At 63.8% G+C, this 11,691-nt stretch carries 10 protein-coding genes; 2 read left to right on the top strand and 8 right to left on the bottom strand.

Going from position 1 to position 11,691, the window contains the following annotated elements:
- Window positions 1-74: 74 nt before the first annotated feature.
- From BM275_RS00540 to BM275_RS00530, 3 genes are all read right to left on the bottom strand, one after another.
- Window positions 75-839: a YoaK family protein gene (locus tag BM275_RS00540; protein WP_041013585.1), complete on the bottom strand. Its 765-nt coding sequence runs from the start codon at window positions 837-839 to the stop codon at window positions 75-77.
- 75 nt (window positions 840-914) lie between these two features.
- Entirely contained in the window at window positions 915-3,275 is a 2,361-nt protein-coding gene (locus BM275_RS00535; protein WP_090518963.1) for an SUV3 family DEAD/DEAH box RNA helicase, read from the bottom strand.
- A 94-nt stretch (window positions 3,276-3,369) separates the two neighbouring features.
- Window positions 3,370-4,158: an ion transporter gene (locus BM275_RS00530; protein WP_090518962.1), complete on the bottom strand. Its 789-nt coding sequence runs from the start codon at window positions 4,156-4,158 to the stop codon at window positions 3,370-3,372.
- An 87-nt stretch (window positions 4,159-4,245) separates the two neighbouring features.
- Here BM275_RS00530 and BM275_RS00525 point away from each other — a divergent pair, with 87 nt between their 5' ends.
- Window positions 4,246-4,995 carry a DUF72 domain-containing protein gene (locus tag BM275_RS00525; RefSeq protein ID WP_090518961.1) on the top strand — a complete coding sequence of 250 codons (750 nt, stop codon included), beginning with the start codon at window positions 4,246-4,248 and terminating at the stop codon, window positions 4,993-4,995.
- On the opposite strand, the gene BM275_RS00520 is transcribed toward BM275_RS00525, so the two are convergent.
- Window positions 4,992-5,588 carry a hypothetical protein gene (locus BM275_RS00520; protein WP_041013588.1) on the bottom strand — a complete coding sequence of 199 codons (597 nt, stop codon included), beginning with the start codon at window positions 5,586-5,588 and terminating at the stop codon, window positions 4,992-4,994. The two genes, BM275_RS00525 and BM275_RS00520, sit on opposite strands and share 4 nt — an antisense overlap.
- A 180-nt stretch (window positions 5,589-5,768) precedes the next feature.
- Complete coding sequence (locus tag BM275_RS00515) at window positions 5,769-6,632, bottom strand: SDR family oxidoreductase (RefSeq protein WP_046621776.1); 864 nt, start codon at window positions 6,630-6,632, stop codon at window positions 5,769-5,771.
- Window positions 6,633-6,993: 361 nt separating this feature from the next.
- Between BM275_RS00515 and BM275_RS00510 the strand changes: the two genes are divergently transcribed.
- On the top strand, window positions 6,994-8,184 hold the full coding sequence (locus BM275_RS00510) for a sugar transporter (RefSeq protein ID WP_090518960.1): 1,191 nt from the start codon (window positions 6,994-6,996) through the stop codon (window positions 8,182-8,184).
- A gap of 84 nt (window positions 8,185-8,268) precedes the next feature.
- On the opposite strand, the gene BM275_RS00505 is transcribed toward BM275_RS00510, so the two are convergent.
- The 3 genes from BM275_RS00505 to BM275_RS00495 form a co-directional block, all read right to left on the bottom strand.
- The gene (locus BM275_RS00505; protein WP_244153828.1) at window positions 8,269-8,802 is read right to left on the bottom strand and encodes a hypothetical protein; all 534 of its coding nucleotides are present in this window, start codon (window positions 8,800-8,802) and stop codon (window positions 8,269-8,271) included.
- 219 nt (window positions 8,803-9,021) lie between these two features.
- Window positions 9,022-11,022 (bottom strand): peptidase U32 family protein, encoded by a 2,001-nt coding sequence (locus BM275_RS00500; protein ID WP_090518958.1) that lies wholly within the window; start codon window positions 11,020-11,022, stop codon window positions 9,022-9,024.
- Between the two features lie 199 nt (window positions 11,023-11,221).
- Entirely contained in the window at window positions 11,222-11,623 is a 402-nt protein-coding gene (locus BM275_RS00495; protein WP_090518957.1) for a hypothetical protein, read from the bottom strand.
- Window positions 11,624-11,691 lie beyond the last annotated feature (68 nt).

The raw sequence follows: 11,691 nt of genomic DNA, 5'->3' as shown, positions 1-11,691 counted from the left end.
TCGCCTCGGTCCGAGTCATCGCCGTGACCGATGAAGCCTTGCCAAGCGGGAGGGCGTTGGAAACCGTCGGTGTCTTAGCGCCGACGCCGCCAGAGGCGCCAGCCGAGCAGCAGATCGTCAGCCATCGGCACCAGAGCCAATGCCAGCAACAAGGCGGCCAGCGGGACCGTGGCGATGAAGCCGAAATGCTTGAAGCCGGCTGCGCCGCTCAATCCGCCGACGAAGAAGCTCATCACCATCAGCAGGTTGATGCGCAGGCGCTGTCGGTTGGCCCGAACCGGTGGCATGTCGTCATGACGATTGCGGTTGAAGTAGATCAGCCTGCCCAGCTCGATGCCGATGTCGGTCACCATGCCAGTGATATGGGTGGTGCGCACTTCGGCATTGGAGAGTTTGGTGATGATCGCGTTCTGCAGGCCCATGATGAAGCACAGCAGCACCACGGTCAGCGGCACGAAGAAACCCGGAACCGTCATCAGGCGCGCGCCGAGGATACCGAACAGCAGCAACAGCGCGGCTTCCAGCGCCAGCGGTAGCGCGTACTGGCTATGCAGACGGCGACGTCGCGAGAAATTGATCATCAGCGTCGAGCACATGGCACCAAGAACGAACGAGAGCAATGCACCGAAGCCTGCCAGCGCCAGATCGGTGGCACCGAGGGCCAGGTTGTCGGCCATTGCCGAGACGATACCGGTCATGTGCGAGGTGTACTGCTGGACGGCGATGAACCCGCCGGCATTGGCGGCACCCGCGACAAACGCGAGGCACAGGCCGAGCTGACGATTGCTATGGGCGGACCGTCGGCGATCGGTCAGACGACGGGCGTACTTGATCGGCATGGCAGGCTCGCGCTCGGCAGCAAAGCGGCGATTATAGAGCGGCCGGCCTGGCTGGATCGTGGTTGGTGGATATTCTCAGCGTCGTCGCCCGGCCTTGCGGCCGCCGCCGCGTCGTGCAGCCCGCGGTTTGCGCTGGCGTGACAGTTCACGGGTGATGGCGTCGTTGAGCAGCTTGCGCGCGTCTTCACCGTCGTCGTGCTCGGGAAAATGCTCGGGCAGGCTGCGGGCCAGATGCAGGTAGGTTTCCACCACATGCAGGGTACTTTCCAGGCTGGACAGGTCGCTGCCGAGCAGCAGCTTGGGCATCGGGATGGCGTGGCCTTCGGCGACTCGCTTGATCCAGCGCTGGGCATGTTGACTGGCCGGACTGTCGAAGCCGCCGCGGATCGGCGTGCAGGCGAACGTCCAGCGCAGCCAGAGCGGAATCTTCGGGTCGTCGATCAGCTCGATCCATTCGGCTAGTTCGTCTGGCAGTACCGAGATGAATGCCTCGCCGTAGTTTATGTTGCCGTTGAAGGTCAGCCAGGACCGCAGCAGACTCGGCTCGCCCATCAGTTCGGAGATGGCGGACAGGTGATCGATGGAAGGGCGCACCTGGAACTGACTCAGGTCCACCGGCGCATCCGGGCTGTTGAACAGGCGGCGGATGGACTTGAGTGTCTGCGGGTCCAGCGCGGTGATCTCGCCGCTGTCGTGGTGACCGAAGCGCCCGGCGCGGCCGCCGATCTGCTTGACCTCCTGCACCTTGAGCTGGCGATTCTGGATGCCGTCGAATTTCTCATCGGTATAGAAACACAGCGTGTGCGCCGGCAGGTTGAGGCCCATGCCGACCGCATCGGTAGCGACCATGATGTCCGCCTCGCCCTCGCGGAAGCGCCGGGCCTGCTCGCGTCGGACCTCGGGCGAGAGCGCACCGTAGACCACCGAGACGCTCTTGCCGGCACTCTCGAGCATGCCCTTGAGCTCCAGCACCAGCTTGCGGCTGAACGCCACCAGCAGCGAGCCGGGTTCCAGCCGTTCCAGCGTCGTGGCGTGGCGGGCGACTTCAACCGGGGACAGGCGCTTGGTGCGCTGCACCACCAGCTTGTCCTCGCACAGATCGCAAAGCGTGCGTAAGGAGGGTTCGATCAGCGCTGGCCCGGTCATCATCAGTTGCGGTGTATGGGCGCTGACCAGTGCATCGACCCAGGCCCAGCCACGTTGCGAGTCGGCCATCATCTGTACCTCGTCGACCACCACCACATCCCAATGCTGATGGCGGAAACGCGCGAACTCCTCCACGGTGCAGCAGAAGTGTGTGGCGCCTTCGCGGATGATTTCTTCCTCCCCGGTTACAAGTGAGCAGGGCACGCCCATCGCCTCAATGCGCTCCTGGTTTTCCAGCGCCATCAGGCGCAGCGGCGACAGGTAGATGCCGTGCTCGGCCGCAGCCATCGCCTCGATAGAGCGATGCGTCTTGCCGCTGTTGGTGGGGCCGAGCAGGGCGGTCCAGCGTCGCGTCAGGCGCCGGGCCGGGTAGAGCTTGTGGTAGTGGACGAAGCGCGGGTTGTTCTCCAGCAGCACGGCAAACGCCATTTTTTCCTCGTGCTCGCGGCGGGCGGCGCGAATCGCCTTGCGCATGCGGCCGGGCTCCAGGGCGATGAGCTCGGTAAGACGCTTGTGCCCGAGCAGTTGCAGGTCGAAATCGCCGGCGAGCTCGAGCATGCGCTCGAAGGTGGCCTGCAGCTCGTCGCGATCCTGGCGCTTCCACGCCTCGACTTCCGCCACGCTGAGCAGATGATCCTGGCCGGAAGGAACCCGCCGCGGCAATTCGAGGGTGAGATTGCCGCGCTGCAAGGCCACCACGTAGCGCAGCTCATGGCGAATCTCGTTGAGGGTGGCGATGGCATGCGGCAGAAATTCATCGACCCGTGGCAGTTCCGGGCGGATGCGCGCCAGGCACCGCTGCCGCTCGTCCTCGTCCATTTCGGCGAAGGGCCGTTCGAGCACCTGCAGCCGATTGCGCACATAGCGCTGCACGGCCTGTTTCAGGTTGTCGGCGAAATCGTCGCGCCGCGGGCTATCGTCCAGACGCAGCGCCCAGTCCGGCTCCAGCAGATGGACCGGCGAGCCCAGGCTGAAGGTCTTCTCGCTGCCGAACACATCCACGCTGCAGTGGATCTCGCCGAGATCACGGCTGACGACCCGATCGAGCAACTCGTCTGCAGCAGGTGCCGCCAGCAGTTCATCCACCGCCCGCCCATGCAGCCCCAACCAGAACGCTTTGGCCGCGCGAGCCAATCCGACGATGGGATAGCCGACGTACGGGGTGAACCACTTTTCCTGGTGATGCTTCTTCGCGGTGAATTCCGGATATCGCGCCGTTGCCCAGTCGAGGAAGCGCGCCAGACGTTCGAGCCTGATGGATTTGAACTGCTTGCCCCCGGTCTTGGCCATGATCGACACCTTTGCTGATCAGTCTTCTTTGTACGACTCGCGTTGCGCTCGTTTGCTCGCCAGACTGTGCGCCTTGGTCGACGATACGTACAAATCAAACCCCTCGCTTTACGGCATCGCCATCGTCACGGCGATCGTCCCCCAGCTGGAGCTTCAGGCTGCGCACTTCTTCAGTCAGGCATTCCACCTGTACCAGTAGTCGCTGCAGGGTTTCGCGGTCGGCCAGCTGGTCGCGGTTGTCTTCCTCGTTGCGGTCGGCGACGAACAGCGAACCGATGTAGGCGGCGAAGCTACCGAACAGACCGACTCCGGACACCATCAGCAGCACTGCGACGATACGGCCCAGGGTGGTGACCGGATAGAAGTCGCCGTAGCCGACCGTGGTCACGGTGACGAACGCCCACCACAAGGCCTCTTCCGGCGTGTTGATCGAACTCTCTGGGTTCGGCGCTTCCACCAGCAGCATGGTCAGCGCGCCAAACGCTACCAGCAGCATGGTTGCTGTGGCGGCGGAGGCGACGATGCCTTCGGCGCGGTTGCGGAACAGGATTCGCCAGATCAGCCGCAACGACTTGATCGCCCGCAGCACCCGCAGAATCTGGAAGGCCCGAAACAGCTTGGCTGCCTGCAACCCGCCCGCCGGTACGCTGGCCAGCAAGTCGATCCAGCCCCAGCGCATGAAGCGCAGCTTGTCGTCGGCTTCCTGCAGGCGCATCCAGAAATCGATGAAGAAAAAGAAGCACACGATGTTGTCCAGATACCCGAGCAGAGTCGATACGTCGTCGGGTAAGTCGAACACCAGATCAGCCACCAGCGCACCGATCACGTAGACCGATAGCAGCAGGATGAAGATCTGAAAGGGTGTGATGGCGCGCTGCTTCATGAGTCAACCGGGTTCGTGGGGCAGGTGGGCGCGAGTTTAAAGCACACCGCGGTAATCGGGCCGGAACGATGGGCAGGAATGTTGGGTATGGAAGTGCGCAAGATGGTTGGTATCGGCTGTGCCGGCTGGAGCTTGCCGCGCGAGGCGTGGCCGGCATTCGCTGAGCAAGGTACGCACCTGCAGCGCTACAGCGGAGAGCTATCGGTGGTCGAGAGCAACAGCTCGTTCTACCGACCGCATCGTCCGGCCACCTATCGCAAGTGGGCGGCGAGCGTGCCGGAGGACTTCCGCTTTTGCGTGAAGCTGCCCAGGCAGATCAGCCATGAGCTGCGCTTGCGCGAGTGTGACGAGGCGCTCGAGCGCTTTCTCGGCGAATCGACCGAGCTGGCTGAAAAGCTCGGCTGCCTGTTGCTGCAATTGCCGCCATCGCTGACCTTCGATCCTTCAACGGCGGAGGACTTCTTCGCTGCCATGCGCGCACGCTACGACGGTGCACTGGTACTCGAACCGCGGCATGCGAGCTGGCTGGACGCCGGTGAGCTGCTCGAGCGCTGGCGTATCGCACGGGTGGCGGCTGACCCTTCGCCGCTTGCGGGTGGAGACAAGCCGGGCGGCTGGTCGGGCATGCGCTACTACCGACTGCACGGGTCGCCACGCATCTACCATTCTGCGTACTCGGCCGAATGGCTGGAGCGGCTGGCTGGCGAGTTGCGGACTTCTGCTCGGTCCGGCGTGCCGTGCTGGTGCATCTTCGACAATACCGCCAGCGGCGCTGCGGTGAGCAATGCGTTGGTACTGCAGGCGCTGGTGGCAGACGAAACCGCCTGGTCGCCCTAGCGCGGGATGATGCGTACGCGACCCGCAGTGTTGTCGCGCCGGGCAGCCTTTTCGTTTTCCGCGCGGCCGGGAATCGAGCCGAAATCCGCTCCGCGATCCGGTGTCGAGCTGCCGTCCAGTTCGCGCTCGTCGACGCTGATCGAGGTGGCGTCCGGGTAGCCGGTGGTCAGCGTCTCGGTGCTGGCGGTAACCGGGGTGGCATCGTCGTCGCCCCACTTGGCGCTGCGCTCGTCGATATCGATGGCGCCGTTGCGCTCCATGACACGCTCGACTGCGGAAACCCGGCTGTCGTCCTCCAGCGTCACGGTGACGATGGTCGATCCGCGGCGGGCCGCTTCGGGGTAACGACCGGCATGCTGGCTCGATCCGTCGCCGAAGACCTTGTGAAAGAAACTGCCGATCTTGTCGGCCACTGTTGCGTCTTCACCCGGCTCTTCGCCGACCACTTCCACACGGCTGCTGTCGACGGTGTCGCTGTTGAAGGATGCCGATATCTGGATGTCGTCGCTGGACACTCCTTCGCTCACGAGTTCGGCTTTCACTTTCTCTGCTTCGGCATAGCGGTCGAAAGCGGCAATTAGAATCTGGGTCATGACTTCACCTTTCATATGCAGCGAGGCTGCGGTGGCGGGCGTCTGGACCAATAGCGGTCAACGCATGGGTACTGATCCTTGGGCGCGGCAAGCCGCACGATGGTTCCGTTTGGACTCATTACCCGATGCTTCGCTTAGGGCTGGCCCCGACTCGACCCCGGCGCGGCTTCCGGCCGCTGGCTAGCCGTTGACCACCTTGCCGCCATTGATATGAATGGTCTGGCCACTGACATAGGACGAGTCCTCGCAGGCCAGATAGACATAAGCCGGACCCAGTTCGGAAGGCTGGCCGCAGCGGCCCATGGGCATCTGGCTGCCGAAGTCTTCGAGCATCTGCGGGTCGTGCTTGCCGAGCGACGGTGGCTGCAGCGGCGTCCAGATCGGGCCTGGCGCGATCTGGTTGACGCGGATCTCGCGCTCGATCAGCTGCTGTGACAGTGCCCGGGTAAAGCCATCGATCGCGCCCTTGGTCGAGGTGTAGTCGACCAGCAGCGGGTGCCCGATAAAGGAGTTGATCGAGGTGGTGTTGATGATCGACGCACCGGCCTGCAGATGGGGCAGGGCGGCACGGGTGAGATAGAAGTAGCCGTGGATGTTGGTGGCGAAGGTCTTCTCCCACTGCTCGTCGGTGATGTCCTCAAGGCGGGTCTGGACCTCCTGGCGGCCGGCATTGTTGACCAGCACGTCCAGCCGACCGAAGGCCTTCACGGTTTGTTCGACGGCATCGTTGCAGTGGCGGCTGTCGCGGATATCACCAGCGATCAACAGGCAGCGCCTACCTTCGGTTTCCACCATGCGCCTGGCGTTTTCGGCGTCCTCGTGTTCGTTGAGATACATGATCGCGACGTCCGCGCCTTCACGGGCGAAGTGCACCGCTGCCGCGCGACCGATGCCACTGTCGCCGCCACTGATCAGCGCGACCTTGCCGGCCAGCTTGCCACTGCCCGTGTAGCTGTCGCGGATGAACTCGGCCTGCGGGTGCATTTCGGTTTCGCGACCGGGCAGACGGTCCTGCTGCTGAGCGGGAATCTTCGGGTAAGCCATACGTACTCCAGTCCTGAAATGGGTTCTGTAGGTACGGCTGGCGCTCGCCTGGAAAGTTTCGCCAGGATGCCGAACGGAAGTCAGGCAGCGGCAGAGCGCAGTGACGAACCACCGACAGCAGCGACGCCTTTGCGGCCGCTCGTCGTGGCGCACGTTTGCGACCTGACATCAGTGGATGGCGGGCGTAGAATCCGCGCCGCTTCGACTGTCCCGTCCCTCACTCCATCCGCTCCCGCTGCCTTCCTGCTCGCTTCGCGCGCGCGGGCCGCGTGCGTCATGGCATTCGGGCAGGAACCGTCGCCCTTACACCCTCATTCGTCGCGCTTTGCTTCGACTGAATCGATACCAGACCCACTTCTCCATGAACGAATCGCAAAGCTCCCCGGCCGGGAGCTGGCTCAGCGTGATCGCACTGGCGCTGGCCGCCTTCATCTTCAACACCACCGAGTTCGTCCCTGTGGCGCTGCTCAGCGACATTGGCCGCTCGTTCGACATGCCGCCATCCCAGGTCGGGCTGATGCTGACCATCTACGCCTGGGTGGTTGCGTTGATGTCACTGCCGATGATGCTGCTGACGCGCAATTTCGAGCGCCGCACGCTGCTCGTCCTGGTCTTTGTGGTGTTCATCGGCAGCCATCTGGTTTCGAGCGTGGCGTCTAGCTACGGCATGCTGATGCTCAGCCGGATCGGCATCGCCCTGGCGCACGCGGTGTTCTGGTCGATCACCGCATCGCTGGCGGTGCGTGTCGCACCCGCAGGCAAGCAGGCGCAAGCCTTGGGCCTGCTTGCGACCGGCAGTGCGCTGGCGATGGTGCTGGGCATTCCGCTGGGGCGCGTGGTGGGCGAGGCGCTGGACTGGCGCACCACCTTCCTGGCCATCGGCGTGATCGCCGCGCTGGTGCTGGTCGTCCTGGCGCGGACGCTGCCATCGCTGCCGAGCCAGAATTCCGGTTCGTTACGCAGTCTGCCGGTGCTGTTCAAACGCCCTGCGCTGTTGACCGCCTATGTGCTGACCGCGTTGGTCATCACCGCGCAATTCACCGCCTACACCTACATCGAGCCCTTTGCGCAAACCGTCGCGCACCTGAGCGGAGACATGACCACCGTCCTGCTGTTGCTCTTCGGCGGTGCCGGTCTGCTCGGTTCGTTGCTGTTCAGCCGATACAGTGCGCGCTATCCGAGGGGCTTTCTGATCGCGGCGATCGCGGTCATGGCGATCTGTCTGCTGCTGTTGCTGCCGGCTTCGCGCGAGAGTTCGCTGCTCGGTGCGGTGGTGGTGATCTGGGGTATCGCCGGGATGTGCTTCGGCCTGGCCGTGCAATCGAAGGTACTGAACCTGGCTTCGGACGCGACCGACGTTGCCATGGCCATGTTCTCCGGCATCTACAACGTCGGAATCGGCGGCGGCGCCTTGCTCGGCAGCCTCGTTGTCAGCCATCTGGGGTTGCGTGAGATTGGCGTCGCCGCCGGCTTGCTCGCGGTCGCCGGTCTGTTGCTGTGCAGCTTTGCGACCTATCGCTTGGCCAGGCCTGCCAGCGGCACGGCGGTGTAGCTGGGCTACGTGTGATCCGCTGCCGGGCTCGGTTGTTGCGGTGGGATCAGCAGGCTTTCGCAGAGTTAGCTCGGAAAGCTGTGGCTATTCATGCGTAGCGGTGCTTTCGAAAGATGCCTGCGGTGTGCTGTGGGCGGCCTGGGTGCGTGCGATATCCAATGCCGCACGCTCCAGGCAGCGGCCGATTACCCGGTCACGATGCTGGTTGCTGCGGATGCCATCCAACAGGGCTAGAACCACATATGTAACCGTGGCTAACGCCAGCACGAATACGATGCCTTTTCCAACGATCCAGGTATCGGTCAGCTTGATGACGTCCGTCGACAGACTGACGATCGCCGAAACCAGCATGACGATGACGAGATTCTGGGAGACCCAGCGTTCCTGCGGTGGCGGGCCGGCGATCTCGGCGATGCGCGCCAACTCCTGAATGTCCGCTGCGTTGAGCCCGCGCTCTACAAGGGTATTTCGGAACAGTGCGTAGCGCAGCAGTTCTTCGCGGCGTAGAAAACCGTAGCGGTTCAGCGTTTCACGGGCATAGATATCGCGGTAGTACCACGCGCAATAGCGCTCCCGGGCCAGCAGCATGCCAAACAGAGCAAGCAGTGCGCCGGCCATGGCAGCCAACCCCTGCAAAGGTGACTGGCTATTGAGCAAGGTCCCAACCAGCAATATGCCGACAGCGATCGTCAGCGCCCAGGAAGGCCAGACCATGCGCAGCCCGCCATGCGTGAAGCTCGCCGTGAACACGCCGGGTTGGCATTGTCGATAGAGCGAGCGGATCTCTGCCCATGTCGCAAGTACAGTCACGGCAGCGCCTCTCGGGATGTATGGACGTCAGGCGTGCGGCTTGTTGCGGATGGTCTTCATCAGATCGTCCGGCGTGATGTGTCCGACCACGCTGCTGCCGCTGCCCGGCAGCGGCAGGTCGAGGATATGCCCCTTCATCTTGCCCACCACGTGCATCTCGCAGGGCTTGCAGTCGAAGGTCAGGGTCAGCACTTCATCGCCGTGGACCAGCTGCATCGGCGCGACCTTGGTGCGCACCCCGGTGACGCCCTTGGCCTGCTTCGGGCAGAGGTTGAAGGAGAAGCGCAGGCAGTGCTTGGTGATCATCACCGGCACCTCGCCGGTTTCCTCGTGGGCCTCGTAGGCCGCGTCGATCAGCTGCACACCGTAGCGGTGATAGAAGGCGCGGGCCTTCTCGTTGTAGACGTTGGCGAGGAACGACAGGTGCGACTCCGGGTAGACCGGCGGCGGCACGCTGACCGGCTTGCGCCCGCCGTGCGGACGGATGGCTTCGCGCGCTTCGCCCAGCGCCTCGATGGCTTCGCGGCGCAGCGCCTTGAGTTGCGAGTTGGGGATGAAGAAGGCCTGCGGTGCATACACTTCGACTTCTTCGGCGTGGTAGATGGTGGTGCCCAGCTGGCTCAGCAGATCGGCGATCTGGCCGGGCACCTGCTCGGGCTTTTTAGCTTCGCCGAAGGGGCCGGGCAGGGTGGCCGTAGCATAGGCGCCTTCCTCGCTGGTGACGTGCAGCTCCAGCTCATCGGCGCGCAATTTTGCCAGCCAACGTACGCCGATGCGGCGTTCGGCGGAGGTCTTGAGCAGCGCGTTCTGCCAGTTGTGGTCCAGGTTGCGATTGAGTGGATGGTTCGGGCGCACCTGGCGCATCGCGGCGGGCATTTCGTTGGGTTCGACGCGGTACTCGTAGCGCGACTGACCATCTTCCTCGAACTGCTTCAGCGGCTCGACCACGCTGGCGCGGAAACCCACCACCTCGCGCTTGATCAGCACGTTGAGGCCGTCACCGTTGGACAGCGGCTCGCGGGTCTGCACGGTCAGATCATGCTTGCCGACCTTGAGTACTTCGCCGACGGCGAGGCCGGTGAAGGTCGGCGAATCGAAGGCGCCGATGTCGATCTTGCGGTCGGTGACGAAGTAGTCGGTGCTGCCGCGGTGGAAGGTCTTGTCCGGGTCCGGCACGAAGAAGTGATCGGTGCGGCCGCTGGAGGCGCGGGCCAGGTCAGGGCGTTCGGCGAGGATGCCGTCCAGGCGCTGACGGTAGTAAGCGGTGATGTTCTTCACGTAGCTCACATCCTTGTAGCGCCCCTCAATCTTGAACGAACGCACGCCGGCGTCGACCAGGGCGCTAAGGTTGGCGCTCTGGTTGTTGTCCTTCATCGACAGCAGATGCTTTTCGAAGGCCACCACGCGGCCCTGATCGTCCTTCAGCGTGTAGGGCAGGCGGCAGGCCTGGGAGCAGTCGCCGCGGTTGGCGCTGCGCCCGGTCTGCGCGTGGCTGATATTGCACTGGCCGGAAAAGGCGACGCACAGCGCGCCATGGATGAAGAACTCCAGGGTCGAATCCACTTCATCGTAAATCGTGCGGATTTCCTGCAGGTTCAGCTCGCGGGCGAGAACCAGCTGCGAGAAGCCGGCCTTGTCGAGGAACTTGGCCCGTTCCAGTGTGCGGATGTCGGTCTGGGTGCTGGCATGAATCTCGATGGGCGGAATATCCAGCTCCATGATGCCCATGTCTTGCACAATCAACGCATCGACGCCGATCTCGTACAGCTGGTGGATCAGCGTGCGCGCGGTTTCCAGCTCGTCGTCGTGCAGGATGGTGTTGATGGTGACGAACACCCGCGCATGAAACAGGTGGGCGAATTTCACCAGCTCGGCAATGTCCGCCACGCTGTTCTCGGCGTTGTGCCGCGCACCGAAGCTCGGGCCGCCGATATACACCGCATCGGCGCCATGCAGGATGGCTTCACGGGCAATGCTGGCATCCCGGGCGGGGGCGAGCAGTTCGAGATGGTGCTTGGGCAGGGACATGGCGCGGACCGGATTTGAATCGAAAGGCGCGCATTGTAATGGCTTGCGGCCGGTTTGGGACTGGCCGCCGGGCCAACCGTGGTGTGCGGGGACAAACGGCCCGCTGCTACTCAAGGTCACTCGAGCGTTTGGTAGGCGTTGCTACACCGGTGCCTGGCACGATCACCCATCGAGTCAGGCTGGCGTCGTGGCGCTGCTGTCAAAGCCCACCCAGCAGATCGTGCGCGTCGAGCAGGCGCCAGGCGATTTCCGGCTGTTTCTCCAGCCCGCGGCGTACGGCGGCGGCGATGGCGGGGCGGGTCTTGCGGCAGAGGCCGGGCTGTTCGGCGAACTCGATGGCGATGCCACGCATGCTGCGCACCTCGTTGTGGCCGGGGGCGACGGTCATGCGGATGCCGAGTTGGTCGAGCATGCGTTGCTGCACGCGCTCGAGATCGTCCAGGCTCTGCACGTTTTCCAGGCGCTCGAGCAGGCGGCGTTCCTCGTGACGGGTCAGCATGAGAATGCGCACGTCGGCGCCGGCTGTTTCCAGCAGCTCGTCGCGCCGGCAGGTACAGGTGCCGGGCGGGCAGGATGGGCGGAGAGGCGGCAGGCTATTCATGGCTTTCGATCATAGCCAAGCCGGCGCAATGCGCACAGCCAGTGGCGTTGTGCCTGCCCGGTGATGAC

Source organism: Stutzerimonas kunmingensis (assembly GCF_900114065.1).
Lineage (GTDB): Bacteria > Pseudomonadota > Gammaproteobacteria > Pseudomonadales > Pseudomonadaceae > Stutzerimonas > Stutzerimonas kunmingensis.
This window is presented reverse-complemented; position numbering and strand designations above follow the sequence as displayed.

Coding starts and splice junctions, on each gene's coding strand:
- BM275_RS00540 (WP_041013585.1), bottom strand. CDS start 839: ATGCCGATCAAGTACGCCCGTCGTCTGACCGATCGCCGACGGTCCGCC.
- BM275_RS00535 (WP_090518963.1), bottom strand. CDS start 3,275: ATGGCCAAGACCGGGGGCAAGCAGTTCAAATCCATCAGGCTCGAACGT.
- BM275_RS00530 (WP_090518962.1), bottom strand. CDS start 4,158: ATGAAGCAGCGCGCCATCACACCCTTTCAGATCTTCATCCTGCTGCTA.
- BM275_RS00525 (WP_090518961.1), top strand. CDS start 4,246: ATGGAAGTGCGCAAGATGGTTGGTATCGGCTGTGCCGGCTGGAGCTTG.
- BM275_RS00520 (WP_041013588.1), bottom strand. CDS start 5,588: ATGACCCAGATTCTAATTGCCGCTTTCGACCGCTATGCCGAAGCAGAG.
- BM275_RS00515 (WP_046621776.1), bottom strand. CDS start 6,632: ATGGCTTACCCGAAGATTCCCGCTCAGCAGCAGGACCGTCTGCCCGGT.
- BM275_RS00510 (WP_090518960.1), top strand. CDS start 6,994: ATGAACGAATCGCAAAGCTCCCCGGCCGGGAGCTGGCTCAGCGTGATC.
- BM275_RS00505 (WP_244153828.1), bottom strand. CDS start 8,802: ATGGCCGGCGCACTGCTTGCTCTGTTTGGCATGCTGCTGGCCCGGGAG.
- BM275_RS00500 (WP_090518958.1), bottom strand. CDS start 11,022: ATGTCCCTGCCCAAGCACCATCTCGAACTGCTCGCCCCCGCCCGGGAT.
- BM275_RS00495 (WP_090518957.1), bottom strand. CDS start 11,623: ATGAATAGCCTGCCGCCTCTCCGCCCATCCTGCCCGCCCGGCACCTGT.